Below are 19,406 nucleotides of genomic sequence, written 5' to 3' on the forward strand. Positions count from 1 at the left end.
ATATTATTATAACGAAAAAGGTAGAATAATAGGTTTCCCTATTATTCTTCCAAGTTTATGTCTAATCCAAGACCTTGTAATTCATGTAACAATACGTTAAATGATTCTGGAATACCAGGTTCTGGCATTGGCTCTCCTTTTACGATTGCTTCGTAAGTTTTCGCACGTCCAATTACGTCATCCGACTTAACTGTTAAGATTTCGCGTAAGATATTAGATGCACCAAATGCTTCTAATGCCCAAACCTCCATCTCTCCGAAACGTTGTCCACCAAATTGTGCTTTACCTCCTAATGGTTGTTGAGTAATTAATGAGTATGGTCCGATAGAACGTGCGTGCATTTTATCATCAACCATATGTCCTAATTTCAACATGTAAATCACCCCTACAGTTGCTTTTTGATCAAAACGTTCACCAGTGTTACCATCATATAAATATGTTGTACCATGTTTTGGAATACCTGCCTCTTCTGTGATTCGATCGATATCAGCGATTTCAGCACCATCAAAGATAGGTGTAGCAAATTTTTGCCCCATTTTAAGTCCAGCCCATCCTAATACCGTTTCATAAATCTGACCGATATTCATACGAGATGGTACCCCAAGTGGGTTAAGTACAATATTTACTGGTGTTCCGTCTTCTAAGAAAGGCATATCTTCGTCGCGAACGATACGTGCAACAATACCTTTGTTACCGTGACGTCCCGCCATTTTATCCCCTACTTTTAATTTACGTTTCTTCGCAATATAGATTTTCGCTAATTTTACGATACCTGCAGGTAACTCGTCTCCAACAGAGATTGTAAATCTTTCGCGGTTAAGAGCTCCTTGTAAATCGTTATACTTAATTTTATAATTATGTATTAACTCTTTTACTAATTCATTCTTATCCTCGTCTGTTGTCCAAAGAGATTCTGCTCCAGTTAAGTTTAAGAAATCTTCAACATTAGATAAGATTTTTTGTGTATATTTTACTCCTTTCTTGATCACTTCTTCGTTCAAGTCGTTGTAAATACCTTGAGAAGTTTTTCCGTTTAATAAAACGTATAATTTCTCTAATAATATCTCTCTTAATTCGTTGAATTTAACATCGTACTCAGCTTCTACACTATCAATAATAGCTTTGTCTTGAGAACGTTTGCGTTTATCCTTAATACTACGTGAAAATAATTTTTTATCAATAACAACACCACGTAATGATGGAGAAGCTTTAAGAGAAGCATCTTTAACATCACCTGCTTTGTCACCAAAGATTGCACGTAATAATTTTTCTTCTGGAGTTGGATCAGACTCTCCTTTTGGAGTAATCTTACCAATCAAAATATCACCAGGTTTTACTTCTGCTCCAATACGAATCATACCGTTTTCATCTAAGTCTTTTGTAGCCTCTTCCGAAACATTAGGAATGTCTGAAGTTAACTCTTCCATACCTAATTTTGTATCACGTACATCTAATGAATATTCATCGATGTGGATAGATGTAAACCAGTCTTCACGAACAGCTTTCTCAGAGATTACAATTGCATCCTCAAAGTTGTACCCTTGCCAAGGCATAAAGGCAACAACCATGTTACGACCAATTGCTAATTCTCCTCCTTCTGTTGCATAACCTTCAGATAAAACTTGTCCTTTCTCAACACGATCCCCAACTTTTACGATTGGTTTCAACGTTATTGTAGTTCCTTGATTCGTTTTTCTGAATTTAGTTAAATTATATGTTTTCTCAGCAGTATCGAAGCTTACTAATTCTTCGTCTTCTGAGCGATCATATTTTATTGTTATTTGATCAGCATCAACATAAGTTACTGTACCTTCACGTTCTGCATTTACTAAGATTCTTGAATCTTTTGCAACTTGTTTTTCTAATCCAGTACCTACAATTGGTGCTTGAGGTTTTAATAATGGAACTGCCTGACGCATCATGTTCGATCCCATTAACGCACGGTTGGCGTCATCATGCTCCAAGAAAGGAATTAATGATGCTGAGATAGAAGCAATCTGGTTAGGTGCAACGTCGATTAAATCAACTTCTGCCGGTGTTACAACAGGGAAATCCCCATCCTCACGAGCAGTTACACGTTCAGTAGCAATAGTACCATCGTCTGCCATGTCGATATTGGCTTGAGCAATTACTTTAGATTCTTCCTCTTCCGCAGTTAAATAGATTGGTGCTGATTCGACGTCCACTTTTCCATCTTCTACTTTTCTGTACGGTGTTTCGATGAACCCTAAGTTATTAACTTTAGCGAATACACATAATGACGAAATCAAACCAATGTTTGGTCCCTCAGGAGTTTCAATTGGACATAAACGTCCGTAATGAGTGTGGTGTACGTCACGTACCTCGAATCCCGCTCTTTCTCTTGATAAACCTCCAGGTCCTAATGCTGATAAACGACGTTTGTGTGTAATCTCTGATAATGGATTTGTTTGGTCCATGAACTGAGATAACTGGTTCGTTCCGAAGAATGAATTAATAACAGATGATAATGTTTTCGCATTAATCAAATCGATAGGTGTAAACACTTCATTGTCACGAACATTCATTCTTTCACGGATAGTTCTAGCCATACGAGCTAAACCTACTCCGAATTGGCTAGCCATTTGCTCACCTACCGTTCTTACACGACGGTTAGATAAGTGGTCAATATCATCCACCTCTGCTTTAGAGTTGATTAATTCGATTAAGTATTTAATAATCGAAATGATATCTTCACGAGTCAATACTTGAATATCCTCGCTAATGCTTAAGCCTAATTTTTTATTTAATCTGTAACGACCTACTTCACCTAATGAATAACGTTGATCAGAGAAGAATAATTTGTCAATAATTCCTCTAGCCGTCTCCTCATCTGGTGGCTCAGCGTTACGTAATTGTCTATAGATGTACTCTACTGCTTCTTTTTCAGTGTTAGTAGGGTCTTTTTGTAAAGTATTATGGATAATTCCATAATCAGCAGAATTGATATCTTCTTTGTGTAATAAGATCGTCTTAACACCAGAATCTACGATTTGATCGATGTGATCTTTCTCTAAGATTGTTTCACGGTCTAAGATAATTTCATTACGCTCGATAGATACAACTTCTCCTGTATCTTCATCTACGAAATCCTCGTGCCACGTATTTAATACACGTGCAGCAAGTTTACGACCTACAACTTTCTTTAAATTAGCTTTATTAACTTTTACTTCTTCAGCTAAGTCGAAAATTTCTAAGATATCTTTATCTCTTTCGTATCCGATAGCACGTAATAAAGTAGTTAATGGTAATTTTTTCTTACGATCGATGTAAGCGTACATTACGCTGTTGATGTCTGTTGCGAACTCAATCCAAGATCCTTTGAAAGGAATAATACGAGATGAGTACAATTTTGTACCATTCGCATGGAAAGATTGTCCGAAGAATACCCCAGGAGAACGGTGTAATTGAGATACAATAACACGCTCTGCACCATTAATAATGAATGATCCTGAAGGAGACATGTAAGGAATTGTTCCTAAGTATACGTCTTGCACTACAGTTTCGAAATCTTCGTGTTCTTCGTCTGTACAGTACAATTTAAGACGAGCTTTCAATGGTACACTGTACGTTAATCCTCTTTCGATACATTCATCAATTGTGTAACGTGGTGGATCTACGAAATAATCTAAGAATTCTAAAACAAACTGATTGCGAGTATCCGTAATTGGAAAATTCTCAGCAAATGTTCGGTAAAGACCTTCATTTTTTCGTTGGTCAGGTCTTGTTTCCAACTGGAAAAAATCTTCAAACGATTTGATCTGAATGTCAAGGAAATCTGGGAACTGAGCGACTGCTTTTGCAGAAGAGAAGTTCAATCTTTCTTTTTTCTCAGTCGAGTTGCTTAATGTTGCTTTAGTGGCCAATTTCGAATGAATTTTGGTTTATATAATGACTTTATGCGTAAAAAGGTTTAGACCTAACACGTCCTGTGTTAGGTCCAAACCTATATTTTTGAGTAATAAAAATTACTTCAATTCTACTACTGCACCAGCTTCTTCTAGCTGTTTCTTTAAAGCTTCAGCTTCGTCTTTAGAAACTGCTTCTTTAACTGTTGCTGGAGTTGAATCTACTAAATCTTTAGCTTCTTTTAATCCTTTACCAGTTAATTCTTTAACTAATTTAACAACTGCTAATTTAGATGCACCTGCTTCTTTTAAGATTACGTCGAATTCTGATTGCTCTTCAGCAGCTTCACCTGCTCCACCTGCAGCAACAACTACAGCAGCAGCAGCTGGTTCGATTCCGTACTCATCTTTTAAGATTGTAGATAATTCATTAACTTCTAAAACTGTTAAGTTTACTAACTCTTCAGCTAATTTTTTTAAATCTGCCATTTTAATGCTTTTTGTTTTTTAAACTTTTATTTGATATGAGTGTGTCTTATTCTTCTGAAGCTCCTTCTTCTGCTTTTGCAGCGTCTTTGTTCTCTAATTGAGAAACAACAGTTTTGATTGGAGATTGAAGTAACATGATGATATCTGCGATTAATTCTTCGCGAGATTTCAATGCTACTAATTGTGGTAATTTGTCATCACCTACGAATGTATTATCTTCAATCCAAGCTCCTTTTAAAATAGGTTTTTCAGATTTTTTTCTGAAAGTATCGATTACTTTAGCTGGTGCGTTACCAACTTCAGCAGTCATTAATGCTGTATTTCCTTTTAAAGATCCGTAAAGCTCTTCGAAGTTTTTGTCTTCGATTTGCTCCATAGCTTTCTTTAATAAAGTGTTTTTTACTACGCGTAAAGATACATTGCTTTTGTAGCAAGCTCTTCTTAATTCAGTAGTATTAACAGCGTTTAATCCGTCGATATCTGCTAAGTAGATGATTTTTGCTTCTGCTAATACAGCTTGCAATTCATCTATCATATTTGCTTTATCTTGTTTTGTCATTGCCATAATCTACTAATTTTAAGCGTTTACACTTTTTGGATCTACTGATACACCTACAGATTGAGTTGTAGAAAGCGTGATGCTTTTTACATATGTTCCTTTAGCAGCTGTTGGTTTTAATTTAATTAAAGTTTGAATTAATTCATTCGCATTTTCTTTAATTTTATCAGCATCGAAAGATACTTTACCAACTGCAGCGTGGATGATTCCGTAACGGTCTACTTTGAAGTCGATTTTACCTGCTTTTACTTCAGAAACGGCTTTACCAACTTCTAAAGTTACAGTACCTGATTTTGGGTTAGGCATTAATCCACGAGGTCCTAAAACACGTCCTAATGGTCCTAATTTACCCATAACTGCTGGCATAGTAACGATAACGTCAACATCTGTCCAACCTTCTTTAATTTTTTGTAAGTATTCGTCTAATCCTACATAGTCTGCACCTGCTGCTTTAGCTTCTGCTTCTTTATCTGGAGTAACTAATGCTAATACTTTTACATCTTTACCTGTTCCGTGTGGTAATGAAACTACACCACGAACCATTTGGTTAGCTTTCTTAGGATCTACACCTAAACGAACTGCTATATCTACAGAAGCATCAAACTTAGCGTAGTTAACTTCCTTTACCAATGATGATGCTTCATCAATAGAGTAAAGTTTGTTTTTTTCTACTTTAGCTAATACCTCTTTTTGTCTTTTTGTTAACTTTGCCATTTCCTAAAATGTTTTAATTATTCTGGAGCTTGCCCACCTTTTACAGTTATACCCATAGAACGTGCAGTTCCAGCAACCATTTTCATAGCAGATTCAACAGTAAAACAGTTCATGTCCGCTAATTTGTCTTCAGCAATAGCTCTAACTTGATCCCAAGTAACAGTACCAACTTTTTGACGGTTTGGTACACCTGATGCTTTTTTCAATTTCGCAGCTTCCATTAACTGAATAGCAGCTGGTGGAGTTTTAATTACGAAATCAAATGATTTGTCTTGATACACAGTAATAACAACTGGTAACACTGCACCTTGTTTTTCTTGTGTACGTCCATTAAATTGTTTACAAAACTCCATGATGTTAACACCTGCAGCACCTAAAGCTGGACCTACTGGTGGCGAAGGATTTGCTTGTCCTCCTTTAACTTGAAGTTTTACAACTTTTTCAATTTTTTTTGCCATTTTTTTAATTCTTAAAATTAAGCGTTATGTGGAAGCAGCCTAAATTTCTACTTTTAATTTGTTGATAGATTATGCAATCTTTTCAACTTGGTTAAAACTTAACTCTAGTGGTGTTTTACGTCCGAAGATTAAAACCATCACTTCAAGTTTACGTTTATCTTCAATGATTTTCTCAACGGTTCCGTTGAAGCCATTGAATGGTCCGTCGATTACTTTTACCGTTTCTCCTACGATGTAAGATATTCCTAAATTTGTATCGATGTTTTCTGCCAATTCGTCAACTTTACCTAACATTCGGTTAACTTCCGATTGTCTCATTGGTACAGGATCACCTCCTTTCGTTGCACTCAAAAAGCTAATTACACCCGATGTATTCTTTACCATGTGAGGAATTTCCCCTACAAGTTCAGCTTCTATCATGATGTAACCAGGAAAGTGTACTTTTTCCTTTTGATATTTTTTACCGTTACGGATTTGAATCACTTTTTCCATAGGAACAACAATTTGTCCTACATAATCATTCAAATTTTGGTACTGAATTTCTCTTTCAATATAATCCTTAACTTTTAGCTCTTGTCCAGCCACAGTCTTGATTACATACCATTTCTTTTCACTCATGATTCTAATTACTAAACGGGATATTTTACAAACTAAAAAGCGCCATAGATAAAGTTAAGCACTTGTGTGAATAATGTATCTACCGCATATAAAAATATAGCTAACAAAACTGTAGCTATTGCAACAATAATTGTGTCTCTTTGTAGATCTGAGAATGATGGCCATGTTACATGATCTTTAAATTCTACAAAGGAATCTTTAAAATATTGTACGACTTTCATATCGTTTTCATTTAGCACGGGCACAAGGATTCGAACCCTGATCAACGGTTTTGGAGACCGCTATTCTACCATTGAACTATGCCCGTAGAATAAAAAGAGTGGTAATCATTGAAGATTACCACATCTTCTGTATTATATTTTGACTATAATTTAGTCTAAAATTTCAGTTACCTGACCAGCACCAACTGTACGTCCACCTTCACGGATTGCGAAACGTAAACCTTCGTTTAATGCGATTGGTTGTAATAATTCAACTGTAATAGTTAAGTTATCTCCTGGTAAAACCATCTCAACTCCTTCTGGTAAATTGATTTCCCCTGTTACGTCAGTTGTACGTACGTAGAACTGTGGACGGTAACGGTTGTGGAATGGAGTGTGACGACCACCTTCTTCTTTAGTTAAGATATAAACCTCAGCTTTGAATTTTTTGTGTGGTTTAACAGATCCTTGTTTCGCGATAACCATACCACGACGGATTTCAGTTTTCTCGATACCACGTAATAATAAACCTACGTTATCACCAGCTTCACCTCTATCTAAAATCTTACGGAACATCTCAACACCTGTTACAGTAGAAGTTAATTTTTCCTCTCCCATACCTACGATATCAACTGCTTCACCAGAGTTAATTACACCAGCCTCGATACGTCCTGTTGCAACAGTACCACGACCTGTAATAGAGAATACATCCTCTACTGGCATTAAGAATGGTTTATCAGCATCACGAACTGGTTGCTCAATCCACTCATCAACATTGTTCATTAAGTTTAATACAGTTTCAACCCATTGAGGCTCACCGTTTAATGCACCTAAAGCAGATCCTTGGATAACTGGAGTGTTATCTCCGTCATATTCGTAAGAAGATAATAAATCTCTTACTTCCATTTCTACTAACTCTAATAACTCAGCATCATCAACCATATCAACTTTGTTTAAGAAAACAACGATACGAGGAACGTTTACTTGGCGACATAATAAGATGTGCTCACGAGTTTGAGGCATTGGACCATCAGTAGCAGCTACTACTAAGATACCACCATCCATTTGTGCAGCTCCTGTAACCATGTTCTTTACGTAATCCGCGTGACCTGGACAGTCAACGTGTGCGTAGTGACGGTTAGCAGTTTCATACTCAACGTGAGATGTATTAATTGTAATACCACGCTCTTTTTCTTCTGGAGCATTATCGATTTGATCGAAAGCTTTTGCTTCTGAATAACCAGCATCAGCTAATACTTTAGTAATCGCTGCAGTCAAAGTTGTTTTACCGTGGTCAACGTGACCAATAGTACCAATATTTAAGTGCGGCTTATTACGGTTGAAAGTTTCCTTTGCCATTTTACTTTTTATTAATTTCTATTGTTATACTTAAATTAAAAAAATAACTTTAAATTATTTTAAGTGCAAAATTACACTTCTTGATTTATATAAAGATATTTATTTTTGACTCGCGTTAACCTTGGTTTAAATGAGTTTCAACAACTACTTAAAAGATTAACTTTACTGGCGAACCAGAATTTGAGCGGGAAACGGGACTCGAACCCGCAACATTCAGCTTGGAAGGCTGACGCTCTACCAATTGAGCTATTCCCGCATTTACTTCTAAAAAGCTTTGCAAATTTAAAGATTAAATCCTAAACCACAAAAAAAATTAAAAATTAAGTTTGTGGGGAGAGCAGGATTCGAACCTGCGAAGGTGAAACCAACGGATTTACAGTCCGTCCTCGTTGGCCGCTTGAGTATCTCCCCGCCTTATCTTTTTATTCTTTTAAAAACTTAGAGCCGATAGAGGGACTCGAACCCACGACCTGCTGATTACAAATCAGCTGCTCTAGCCAGCTGAGCTACATCGGCATTTTGTTTTAATAAAGACTTATTTAAAAGAACAGTCCGTTAAATATGTTTCTTTAACGGACTGCAAATTTACGTTGTTTTTTGAATTAACCAAATTTTTACGTTTTTTTTTTAGTCAATTCTTGAATTTTTATCTATCGCTAATTTTTTCTTTTTTTCTGATAATTAATTTTTTCAATGTATCTACCGACAAATCAATACATTCTTCAAAAGACTGTCCTGTTTTACTTACAACGATATCATCTCCTGGCACCTCTAATTTAATATCAACTGTTTTGTTATTTTTTTCTGCAGTATTCTCTAGTTTTAATGAAACGTTCGCTGCAATGATTTTGTCTGACAAAGTTTCTAATTTCTCTAATTTTTTCTCTAAATACTCCTCTAAACCTGGTTTAGTATTGAAGTTTACTGCTTGAAAGTTAATTGTCATAATTACTCTTTTTTGTTCTCACGTGGGTGAGCTTTGTTAAACACTTTTTTTAAATTTTCTATACTTCCATGTGTATAGATTTGAGTCGATGACAAACTTGAATGCCCTAAGATATCTTTTACTGCATTCAGATCTGCTCCGGAATCTAACATATGGGTCGCAAATGAATGCCTCAACATATGAGGACTTTTTTTATGTTTTACACTTATAAGACTAAGATAGTATTTTACTTTCGAATAAACAAGATTATCGTACAAAGGTTTTCCTTTTTCTGTTACAAAAACATTTGTACATTGTAAGGTAATTTCGTTATGTTTTTTGGTATTATAATTCACTAAATCCTCTAACAGAAAGGTAGAAATAGGAATTACACGTTCTTTATTTCTTTTTCCAAGAACTTTTATAGAAAGTGTATTAGGATCGATATCATTTTCTTTCAAACCAATCAATTCGGCACGACGGATTCCTGTTTGATACATTACATCAATCATTAATCGATCGCGTAAACCTTCGAATGTATCTGGAAAAAAATCGTCATTATTCAACAAATCATTCAATTCTGTTTCTGTAAAAGGTACTAAAACTTGTTTATTTTGTTTAAGCGAATGAATTTGTTCAATTGGATTAATCGTAAGATGATTTTCTTTAATCAGATATTTATAAAATGTACGTAATGCACTTAATTTTCGATTAACAGTTTTCTCAGATTTTTCTAATTCTGACAAATACATCACAAATGCACGAATATGATTTTTTGTTGCAAGTTGTATTTCGGACGAATTTTCTTCTTGTTGATAAAACTCAACAAAATCGTCCAAATCTCTTTTGTAGCTGGTGATTGTTAGCGTAGAATAGTTTTTCTCAAGCGCTAAATAATCTAAGAATAGTTGAATAAATTCCATAAAAAAACCTATTCATCAAAGTTACAACTTTAATAAATAGGTCAATAGAAATTAATTCTTTATATTGTTTAAAACAGCATTTTATGCTTCCTCCTTTTCAATTAAGGCTTGTTTGTAGATTGCTCTACTCATCTTAATTCTGTTTGTAACAGAAGGTTTTGTAAATTGTTGACGCGCTCTTAACTGACGTACAACACCTGTTTTATCAAATTTTCTTTTGTATTTTTTTAGAGCTCTTTCGATTGACTCTCCGTCTTTTACTGGTATAATCAACATAATTTTATCTATTTCTTTTTGAGATGGCAAATATACAACTCTTTAGTAATTAAACAAATCGTTTTGTATTAATCTTTCAAAATATTTCTTCCAATCACTAATTTTTGGATCTCCGTTGTTCCTTCACCGATTGTACACAACTTAGAATCACGGTAGAATTTCTCAACTGGAAAATCTTTTGTATATCCGTATCCACCAAATATTTGAACCGCTTCATTCGAGATTTTAACACACGCTTCCGATGCATAATATTTTGCCATTGCACCTTCTGTCGTCATTGGTTTTTTATGATTTTTTAAATAAGACGCTTTACGAATTAATAATTCTGAAGCTTCGATTTCTGTAATCATTTCAGCCAATTTGAAGTTAATTGCTTGGAAATTTGCAATTGCAGTTCCAAATTGATGACGCTCCTGTGCATATTTCAATGCTGCTTTGTATGCTCCTTTCGCAATTCCTAAAGATAAAGCAGCAATCGAGATACGACCACCATCTAAAACCTTAAGCGCTTGTTTGAAACCATCACCAACATTTCCTAAACGATTTGCATCCGAAACACGTACATTATCAAAGATTAACTCTGCTGTTTCCGAAGCACGCATTCCTAATTTATTTTCTTTTTTACCCGATGAAAAACCTGGCGTTCCCTTTTCTATTACAAAAGCTGTCGCGTTATTTTTTGCTCCCTTCTCTCCTGTTCTTGTCATCACAACCGCAACATCACCAGAAATTGCATGTGTAATAAAGTTTTTTGCTCCATTAATTATCCATTCATCACCATCTTTTACAGCTGTTGTAGACATTCCTCCCGCATCAGATCCTGTGTTATGCTCTGTTAATCCCCAAGCACCAATCCATTCTGCTGTTGCTAATTTTGGTAACCAACGCTGTTTTTGTTCTTCGTTACCAAATTCTAAAATATGATTTGTACAAAGTGAATTATGTGCCGCTACAGACAAACCAATAGAAGGATCAACTTGCGAAATTTCGTCTACAATTGATACATATTCATCATATGACAAACCGCTTCCACCATATTCTTCTGGAACTACGATTCCCATGAATCCCATTTTTCCTAATTCTTTGAAAATTTCTACGGGAAAAGTTTGCGCTTCATCCCATTCCATAATATTAGGTTGAATGTATTGTTTTGCAAAATCTCTCGCAGATTGTGCTATCAATGATAAGTTTTCGTTTTCTAAAAAATTCATTTTTTTGAGTTTTATTATGACTTTGCCTCAAAATTAATAAAATTCTACTAAGTGAGAAGTTTTTCTTTTACGATTATTTTTATTCATTAAAAATAATTGACTATCAGCGGTTTTAAGTTAAAAAAAGATTCAAAAAAAACAAATGTTTAAAATCATTTTCAAGGATGATTTTTAGCATTTTAATTCGGATAAATTTGTCTGAATTTTGTGTTAGAAATAAAAAACAAGCATATATGAAAAAAGGACTTATATTACTAGGAGCAATCTTCACATCAATAATTTCGTTTGGTCAAGAAGCAGGAGAATTACACATGCGCGTAAGAGCTACTGGTGTTGTTCCTATGGAAGATGCTAAAATTGAAGCTATTGGCGGAAATGTAGCAGTAACAAATAATCTTATTCCTGAAATTGATTTTACGTACTATATTACTAAAAATCTTGCAGCTGAATTAATTTTAGGAACATCTAAACATGAGGTTGTTGCTGTAAATACTGCTTTAGGAAACTTAGATTTAGGAAGAGTTATGTTATTACCTCCTACTTTAAACGTTCAATATCATTTATATCCTACTAAAAACCTTAAACCTTATGCAGGGGTTGGTATTAATTATACTATTTTTTATGATGAAGGCAAAGGAAAAGGTAGAAACGCAGCTGTTACAAGCGTAGATTATAAAAACAACGTAGGTTTCGGATTTCAATTGGGGTTTGATTACAAAATCAACGATAAGCTTTATTGGAATGTAGATGTTAAGAAATTATATCTTAATACCGATGTAACTGTGGGAGCTGCTTTGGATAAGCAAGTATATGTTCCTGCTGATGTAGACCTTAATCCTTGGCTAATTAGTACAGGTATTGGTTTCAAACTATTCTAAGAATCGACCTTTTATATATATTATTATTATGATTTTTTAATCAAGAAAAGAGAAGTAAAATTTTACTTCTCTTTTTTTATTTTAAATGCCGTCTCTTTTATTTGCGTAATTAATATACTTTTCTTCAAACTCTAATTTTAATCCGATTCTTAATAATGCAGAAAATGCAAACCAATATTTGTTTTTCACTTTATCCAAAACATAATCTTCTCCAAATTCAGAAATATAAGATTTAATATGAAACTCATCTAATTCTTCCGAATCAATATCATAATTTCTTCAAAGTGCTTTTCAAAAGATCTTCTAAAAGAAACTTAGTATTAATTCCAAAAAGAAATAATTCTTCCAATTCCTCTTTATAATCTATTTCATAAAAATCATTTTGAGCTGGAAATATATCCTTTAAAACTTTATATAATTCTTCTGAAGTCAAAGTCGATCCCATAATATCTTATTTCTAAATAACTCGCTACTCTTCCACTCTTTTATCTTCGATATGATTCGTTCTAAAATACTCCCTAACTGAAACAAAAGTAGGTTCTATATGCACTAAAACATCTTTTACTTGTGGCATTTCGGCTTGTACAGCATCTTTCAAATCATGACTAATTTTATGTCCTTCCACCACCGAAATAGAACCATCTACAATTGCATGTAAATCTACATAATAATTCATTCCACTTTTACGGACATTACATTTTTCTGTTGCCATAACACCTGGAACATGGGAAGCTATTTCTCTTATTTCTTCTATTTCATCTTCATACAATTGTTCATCCATAATTTCTCCTAATGCAGGACGAAGAATTTTGTACGCATTGTATAAAATAAATGCTGATGCAAAAAGTGCGGCTACATCATCCGCAGCTTCCCAACCTGGTCCCATTACCAACGAAATCGAAATTCCGATAAACGCCATTAATGATGTAATTGCATCCGAACGATGATGCCAAGCATCCGCTTTTAAAGAAGAACTGTTGGTCTCAACACTTTTTCGCATCACATATTGAAACGACAATTCTTTAAACAAAATAATTCCTCCAAGAACCAACAATGTAAATGGTTTGGGTTGATGATGAGGCGTAATAATATTTGTAATACTTTCTTTTGCGATAATAATCGCAGAAACAATAAGAAAAGTAACCACTAAAAATGTGATTAACGCCTCTGCTTTTCCGTGTCCGTAAGGATGATTTTCATCTGCTGGGCGAGCCGAATATTTCAGACCAAAGAAAACAAATATAGAAGAAAAAACATCTGCCGAAGATTCGATTGCATCCGCAATAAGTGCGTAAGAATTTCCAAAATAACCAGCTAAAAACTTAATTCCAGCTAGTGATGCATTTCCTACTATACTAAAAATAGAAGCTTTGATTGCTTTTTCCGAATTATCATTCATACCAAAAAAATAAGCCCTACAAATGTAAGGCTTATTCTAATTTTATATCTCGAAAATATTATTTTTCTAAGAATGGGTATTTGTAATCTTTTGCAGGAACAAATGTTTCTTTGATTGTTTGAACAGAAGTCCAACGTAACAAGTTCATTGCAGAACCTGCTTTATCATTTGTACCAGAAGCACGCGCTCCACCAAATGGTTGTTGTCCTACAACTGCACCTGTTGGTTTATCATTAATATAGAAATTTCCACAAGCATTTTTCAATGCTTTAGCAGCTAATTCTACAGCAGCTCGATCTTTCGCGAAGATTGATCCTGTTAATGCATAAGCAGAAGTTTCGTCAACTAATTTTAAGGTTGCTTCAAATTCATTTTCATCATAAACATAAATAGATAAGATTGGTCCAAAGATTTCCTCTACCATTGATTCATATTTAGGATTCGTGGCTTTGATAACTGTTGGTTGAACAAAGTATCCAACTGAATCATCATAAGTACCTCCGATTACAATTTCAGCTTCTGAAGATGCTTGCGCACGATCGATATATGCTTTTGATTTTTCGAAAGAATTTTTATCGATAACAGCTGTCATAAAATTAGAGAAATCCTCTGGAGATCCTAATGTAACAGTTGCTAACATTTCTTTCATTTGTTTCTCAACTTCGTTCCATAAGTTAGATGGAATATAAGCGCGAGAAGCAGCAGAACATTTTTGACCTTGGTATTCGAATGCTCCACGAACTAATCCTACAGCAACTTCTGTTGGACAAGCTGATTTATGAACCATTACAAAGTCTTTACCTCCTGTTTCTCCTACGATACGAGGATAAGTTCTATATTTATCTATATTGTCACCAATTTGTTTCCATAATGTATTGAAAACATTTGTAGAACCTGTAAAGTGTAAACCTGCGAAATCTTTATGCTCTAAGACAGTTTTAGCAGTATCTGCTCCTCCTGTTAAAATCATATTGATTACACCATCAGGTAAACCAGCTTTTTTGAAAACTTCCATTGTCACTTTAGCAGCTAAAGTCTGTTTATCTGAAGGTTTCCAAACTACAACATTCCCCATTAAAGCCATACAAGACGGTAAGTTACCTGCAATTGCAGTAAAGTTAAATGGAGTTATTGCAAACGTAAATCCTTCTAATGGACGATAATCTACACGATTCCAAATTCCTGGAGAAGAAATTGGTTGATCTGCATAAATTTCTGTCATATATTGTACGTTGAAACGCAAAAAATCAATCAACTCACAAGCTGAATCAATTTCTGCTTGCATTGCATTTTTAGATTGACCAATCATTGTCGCTGCATTAATTTTTGCACGATAAGGACCAGCTAATAAATCTGCAGCTTTTAAGAAAATAGCCGCTCTATCTTCCCATGGCATAGCAACCCAAGCTTCTTTTGCAGCTAAAGCTGCATCAATTGCTTTTACAACATCTTCTTGAGTTCCTGCATGGTAATAACCTACAACTTTTTGATGATCATGTGGAGGACGAATTTCTTTTTTATTTCCACTAAAAACTTCTTCCGAACCAATGTATTGAGGTACTTCAGTAACCTCGTTAAACATTTTTTTATATGCGTCTAATAATTGCGCACGCTCTGGCGTACCAGGAGCATATGATTTTACCTCTTCGTTAACAGCTTGAGGAATTTGAGCAAATGATTTTGACATTTTGATTATTTTGTTTGTTATACTTTTCAAAGTTCAAATTTAAGAAAAATAAATGGAAATGTTTTAGTTTGAATTATTAAGTAAGGTTTTTAATACAGAATTTAATCAAACTATTCATTATCCTCTTTTTTATCTTTTGTATGAATGATTTGTTTCTCGATATTTTCCAAATATTGAATTTGCATTTCTTGAATTTCTAACAATTTTTTATTCTGATGAACCAATAAATGATCTATTTTTTCGCTTAATAGTTTAATTTCTAATTCTGCTTTCAAATTAATTTTATAATCATGCTCAGCTCTATCACGATCTTTATCCTCTTGACGATTTTGACTCATCATAATAATTGGTGCTTGTATAGCTGCTAAACAAGACAAAATAAGATTCAATAAAATAAACGGATAAGGATCAAATCCTTTGTTCTTTAACATCCAAAAATTAAGAAACATCCAAGCTAGTAAAAAGATAAAAAACGAGATAATAAAAGTCCAACTCCCTCCAAAAGAAGCTACTTTATCCGCTATTCTATCACCTGTTGTCAATGGTTTCGTCGTATCTTCTTTGATATTTTCGGAAAGAATTGAATTATCACGAATTGCTTCAATTACATCTTGATCCAATTTTTCCATTTCACCTTTCTCTTGAGAAATTAAATTCGCAAAAAATTGTCGACGATATTTATTCAAAATCTTTATCGAAATATAATCCTCTGTTGTTATAGTTGGAAAATCTTGTTGAATCAACTTATAAATTTCTTGTTGAATTTCTTTTCCCTTAACAGCTTCATATTGATTAATCGTTTTCTGTGTAACAAAACATTTCATAACATTTTTTCGAAATTCTTTTCAAAAAACACTCCATATTTTATTATATATAAATAATTTTCCTCTTAAGATATATTAAAAAAACATTCCACTTTTATTTTTTCTAATATAATGAAGTTTAAAACAGTGTAGAATTAGTGTATAAAAAATCTTAAACAAATGTTAAGTCTTTTTATTAAAGACCTACTATGTTATACAAGTATCGTAAAATTACTACATATTCGATTATAAATAGTTAAAAATGAGTCGTTAAAAAATGAAGTTCTAATTTAGCCATAGAAAATAATTAAAATAAATATCAATCTTAAACTTTACCACAATGGCAAACAATTCAAGAGGAGTCTTAAAATTTAACGGAGGAGAAGACCAAAAAATCATTAAATTAAATTATCAAGTATCTCGTACAACAGATGTTTCTGGGCGAGTTGCATCAGATCCTTCTAATGCTTTGATAAAAGTAACAATAGAAGCAACAGAAAGTTCTACAATTTTAGAGAGCTTATTGAATGGAAAATACAAGCCAACAGTAGGTGATATTACATTTAATAAAGCACATGAAGAAGGTGTTTTAGTTAATTTGAAATGGGAAAATGGATACGTTATTCAACACGAATTGGATTTTGACGCTTTAAATGATAATAATATGCTGATCACTTTTGTGGTAAGTGCTGAAAAAATCGATTACGGAACAGCTGCTTACGACGGAGTTTGGCCAACAGCTAGATAATTTTTCAATCTACACTCTATTACAAGTTTTACCAAACTAACTACTTATGAAATTTTGAAACTCTTGGTGCGATGCGAAGGCTGCATCAAGAGTTTTTTATTTTAAAATAATTCTTTTTGGAAAATTTAATCTTGAATCATTTCATAATTTAAAATCAATACCTAAACTCTATTACTATGTTTCAAAATGATAAACCTTCAAAAACAGATACTAAAAAATCTGAAAGTAAACTTCTACAAGCTAATAGTAAGCAAGATTATTCTAAAATGTTTCTGAATAATCCTATTATTCCTAATTCAAAAACTTATGTAGATAGGGATTTATGGGCGAATCAACCAACTTCAAAAATTTATAATGCTAAAAAAATTCCAGATCATGATATAGTAGGAATTAATCGTATTGTAAAACTTAGTTTAATTATTGATGGTCAAATAATCAATTTCTTTAAACATTTCAAATTAATTCAAAGCGCGAAAAAACATCATGAATTTACTTTAGAATTAGCACACGATGTTCTTGGCAAATCTGAAAATTATCGTTTAGAAAATGCTCAATCTTTTTTAGGAAAAAAATTGACTGTTATTTTTCGATATAGCGATGTAGAAGATAGCCCAGAGCGAGTATTTGTTGGTGTTATTACTGAAGTTGGTTTTGTACAAGAACAAGGAAGTTTAGGTAATATTCTATTAACTGGTTATAGTCCTACTATTTTACTAGACGCTGCTCCACATACTCAAAGTTTTGGAGGAACTGATTCAATAAGTTTAAATAGTATCGCTGATCAGGTTATCAAACAAGGTATTAGTAAAAGTAAATTTGATTATCGAGTAGCGTCTAGATATGGTAACATTAGTTACTCTGCTCAATATGAAGAAACACATTATAATTATTTAGCTAGAATGGCTGAAGCTTATGGAGAACAATTTTTTTATGATGGAGAAGTATTACATTTTGGAGAGCTTCCTCCACCTCAACAGCCTATCACTTTAACCTATGGAAGTAACGTAAATGATATTAAAATCAACATGCGTGCGCTGCATACCAATCCTTCTTTTTATGGATATAACAGTAGTAAAAATGAAAAATTGACTACTGGAGATTCTCAAATTAAACACACTTCTGATATAGCAAAACGCGCTTATTTTATTTCCGAACAGACTTTTAAAACGCCTTCTTTGAGAGTAGCTCCTATCAAAGCTAAAAATTTTACAGATATTACTACTTCTCAAAAAGGAACTGCTGGAAGTAAAGCTGTAGATGTTTTTGTGACTTCTGGAACAACTACAATCCAATTCCTATATCCTGGATGTATTGCAGATATTGAAATGAGAAAAACCGACAGTAATAAAACATCATATTTTACTAAGTTAATGATTACTGAAACTTCACACGAAGTAGATGCACGTGGTTATTATAAAGGTACTTTCGAAGCTATTGCAGCCAATACTGGTTTTTTACCAAGACCGAAATTCAGAATGCCTCGAGCCGAAATTCAAGTTGCAAAAGTAACCTCTAATTCAGATCCTAAGAATCAAGGAAGAGTCCAAATTCAATTTGATTGGCAAAAAGGATATGAAAAATCTGAATTTATTCGCGTAATGACTCCTGATGCAGGGGCAAGCGATAAGGTAAGTACTAACAGAGGATTTATGGCAATTCCAGAAGTTGGTGATCAAGTGATGGTTGGTTTTCAACATCATCATCCAGACAGACCTTTTGTATTAGGCGGTATGTTCCACGGAAAAGTTGGCGCTGGTGGTGGACAAATGAATAATATCAAAAGCTTAAGTAGCCGTAGTGGGAATAAACTAGAATTGAATGACGGTGAAGGTTCGGTTTTCCTAACAGATAAAGGTGGAGCAAATATGAAATTTGATGGTGGTGGTAATGCGACTACTAACGCAAATACTAATCATACCGTGAATGCGGGGGCTAATAATACAATCAATGCTGGAAGTACGAATGTAATTAATGTTGGAGGAAAAGAAGGTAGCGGCGTAAACTCAATGCTATCTATGGATGCTGGAGGTAACATTACTCTTGAGTGTGATACAAATATTACAATTAAAACAGGGGAAAGTTCTATAACATTAACTATGGGAGGTGATATCACCATAGAAGGATTAAATGTGAAAGTAATAGGCAAAACAACTACAGAAGTTGGAAAAGCAAATGCTAATCCTGGAATTAAAGTAGACGCTGATATCAATATTAATGCTACAAAAATAAATTCTTCTTCTTCTGGCCCTACAAATATAAAAGGTGCTGATGTAGAAATAAATAAAGGTTAAGT

19 protein-coding genes and 4 tRNA genes are annotated in these 19,406 nt (G+C 33.8%); 3 read left to right on the forward strand and 20 right to left on the reverse strand.

The features are described 5' to 3' along the window. Positions 1–41: 41 nt before the first annotated feature. The 16 genes from rpoB to E4J94_RS08345 all read right to left on the reverse strand — a co-directional run bounded on the left by rpoB (position 42) and on the right by E4J94_RS08345 (position 11,598). Positions 42–3,884 (reverse strand): DNA-directed RNA polymerase subunit beta, encoded by a 3,843-nt coding sequence (gene rpoB / locus E4J94_RS08270; protein WP_135835359.1) that lies wholly within the window; start codon positions 3,882–3,884, stop codon positions 42–44. Between the two features lie 102 nt (positions 3,885–3,986). After that, positions 3,987–4,355 (reverse strand): 50S ribosomal protein L7/L12, encoded by a 369-nt coding sequence (gene rplL / locus E4J94_RS08275; protein WP_019974307.1) that lies wholly within the window; start codon positions 4,353–4,355, stop codon positions 3,987–3,989. A gap of 46 nt (positions 4,356–4,401) precedes the next feature. Beyond that, complete coding sequence (gene rplJ, locus E4J94_RS08280) at positions 4,402–4,914, reverse strand: 50S ribosomal protein L10 (RefSeq protein WP_052217500.1); 513 nt, start codon at positions 4,912–4,914, stop codon at positions 4,402–4,404. Positions 4,915–4,932: 18 nt separating this feature from the next. After that, positions 4,933–5,628, reverse strand: coding sequence for a 50S ribosomal protein L1 (gene rplA, locus E4J94_RS08285; protein WP_038331070.1), 696 nt, complete (start codon positions 5,626–5,628; stop codon positions 4,933–4,935). A 17-nt stretch (positions 5,629–5,645) separates the two neighbouring features. Next, entirely contained in the window at positions 5,646–6,086 is a 441-nt protein-coding gene (gene rplK, locus E4J94_RS08290; protein ID WP_038331069.1) for a 50S ribosomal protein L11, read from the reverse strand. 69 nt (positions 6,087–6,155) lie between these two features. After that, positions 6,156–6,704: a transcription termination/antitermination protein NusG gene (nusG, locus tag E4J94_RS08295; RefSeq protein WP_038331068.1), complete on the reverse strand. Its 549-nt coding sequence runs from the start codon at positions 6,702–6,704 to the stop codon at positions 6,156–6,158. Between the two features lie 32 nt (positions 6,705–6,736). Next, positions 6,737–6,925 (reverse strand): preprotein translocase subunit SecE, encoded by a 189-nt coding sequence (gene secE, locus E4J94_RS08300; protein WP_038331172.1) that lies wholly within the window; start codon positions 6,923–6,925, stop codon positions 6,737–6,739. A gap of 15 nt (positions 6,926–6,940) precedes the next feature. After that, positions 6,941–7,011: transfer RNA gene (locus tag E4J94_RS08305), tRNA-Trp, on the reverse strand. A 64-nt stretch (positions 7,012–7,075) separates the two neighbouring features. Then, complete coding sequence (tuf, locus tag E4J94_RS08310; protein ID WP_135835360.1) at positions 7,076–8,263, reverse strand: elongation factor Tu; 1,188 nt, start codon at positions 8,261–8,263, stop codon at positions 7,076–7,078. 183 nt (positions 8,264–8,446) lie between these two features. Then, positions 8,447–8,519 (reverse strand) — tRNA-Gly (locus tag E4J94_RS08315). 73 nt (positions 8,520–8,592) lie between these two features. Beyond that, a tRNA-Tyr gene (locus E4J94_RS08320) sits at positions 8,593–8,674 on the reverse strand. Between the two features lie 31 nt (positions 8,675–8,705). Beyond that, positions 8,706–8,779: transfer RNA gene (locus E4J94_RS08325), tRNA-Thr, on the reverse strand. Between the two features lie 130 nt (positions 8,780–8,909). Beyond that, on the reverse strand, positions 8,910–9,209 hold the full coding sequence (gene hpf, locus E4J94_RS08330) for a ribosome hibernation-promoting factor, HPF/YfiA family (RefSeq protein WP_135835361.1): 300 nt from the start codon (positions 9,207–9,209) through the stop codon (positions 8,910–8,912). Between the two features lie 2 nt (positions 9,210–9,211). Continuing rightward, entirely contained in the window at positions 9,212–10,111 is a 900-nt protein-coding gene (locus tag E4J94_RS08335) for a tyrosine-type recombinase/integrase (protein ID WP_135835362.1), read from the reverse strand. Positions 10,112–10,192: 81 nt separating this feature from the next. Next, on the reverse strand, positions 10,193–10,387 hold the full coding sequence (gene rpsU / locus E4J94_RS08340) for a 30S ribosomal protein S21 (RefSeq protein ID WP_038331168.1): 195 nt from the start codon (positions 10,385–10,387) through the stop codon (positions 10,193–10,195). 68 nt (positions 10,388–10,455) lie between these two features. Further along, complete coding sequence (locus tag E4J94_RS08345; protein WP_135835363.1) at positions 10,456–11,598, reverse strand: acyl-CoA dehydrogenase family protein; 1,143 nt, start codon at positions 11,596–11,598, stop codon at positions 10,456–10,458. Between the two features lie 233 nt (positions 11,599–11,831). Here E4J94_RS08345 and E4J94_RS08350 point away from each other — a divergent pair, with 233 nt between their 5' ends. After that, entirely contained in the window at positions 11,832–12,476 is a 645-nt protein-coding gene (locus tag E4J94_RS08350; protein WP_168801845.1) for an OmpW/AlkL family protein, read from the forward strand. A gap of 268 nt (positions 12,477–12,744) precedes the next feature. On the opposite strand, the gene E4J94_RS17585 is transcribed toward E4J94_RS08350, so the two are convergent. The 4 genes from E4J94_RS17585 to E4J94_RS08365 form a co-directional block, all read right to left on the reverse strand. After that, entirely contained in the window at positions 12,745–12,921 is a 177-nt protein-coding gene (locus E4J94_RS17585) for a hypothetical protein (RefSeq protein WP_168801846.1), read from the reverse strand. A gap of 24 nt (positions 12,922–12,945) precedes the next feature. Continuing rightward, complete coding sequence (locus E4J94_RS08355) at positions 12,946–13,875, reverse strand: cation diffusion facilitator family transporter (RefSeq protein ID WP_135835365.1); 930 nt, start codon at positions 13,873–13,875, stop codon at positions 12,946–12,948. Between the two features lie 58 nt (positions 13,876–13,933). Next, positions 13,934–15,562 (reverse strand): L-glutamate gamma-semialdehyde dehydrogenase, encoded by a 1,629-nt coding sequence (gene pruA / locus E4J94_RS08360; protein ID WP_135835366.1) that lies wholly within the window; start codon positions 15,560–15,562, stop codon positions 13,934–13,936. A 110-nt stretch (positions 15,563–15,672) separates the two neighbouring features. Further along, positions 15,673–16,386: a DUF1003 domain-containing protein gene (locus E4J94_RS08365; RefSeq protein WP_135835367.1), complete on the reverse strand. Its 714-nt coding sequence runs from the start codon at positions 16,384–16,386 to the stop codon at positions 15,673–15,675. A gap of 319 nt (positions 16,387–16,705) precedes the next feature. Between E4J94_RS08365 and tssD the strand changes: the two genes are divergently transcribed. Together tssD and E4J94_RS08375 are read left to right on the forward strand one after the other, a co-directional pair. Beyond that, the gene (gene tssD, locus E4J94_RS08370; protein ID WP_135835368.1) at positions 16,706–17,113 is read left to right on the forward strand and encodes a type VI secretion system tube protein TssD; all 408 of its coding nucleotides are present in this window, start codon (positions 16,706–16,708) and stop codon (positions 17,111–17,113) included. A gap of 176 nt (positions 17,114–17,289) precedes the next feature. Further along, positions 17,290–19,404, forward strand: a complete 2,115-nt coding sequence (locus E4J94_RS08375) for a type VI secretion system Vgr family protein (RefSeq protein WP_135835369.1) — start codon at positions 17,290–17,292, stop codon at positions 19,402–19,404. The last annotated feature ends 2 nt before the right edge of the window (positions 19,405–19,406 follow it).

The organism is Empedobacter tilapiae, assembly GCF_004785645.1.
Classification (GTDB): Bacteria; Bacteroidota; Bacteroidia; order Flavobacteriales; family Weeksellaceae; genus Empedobacter; species Empedobacter tilapiae.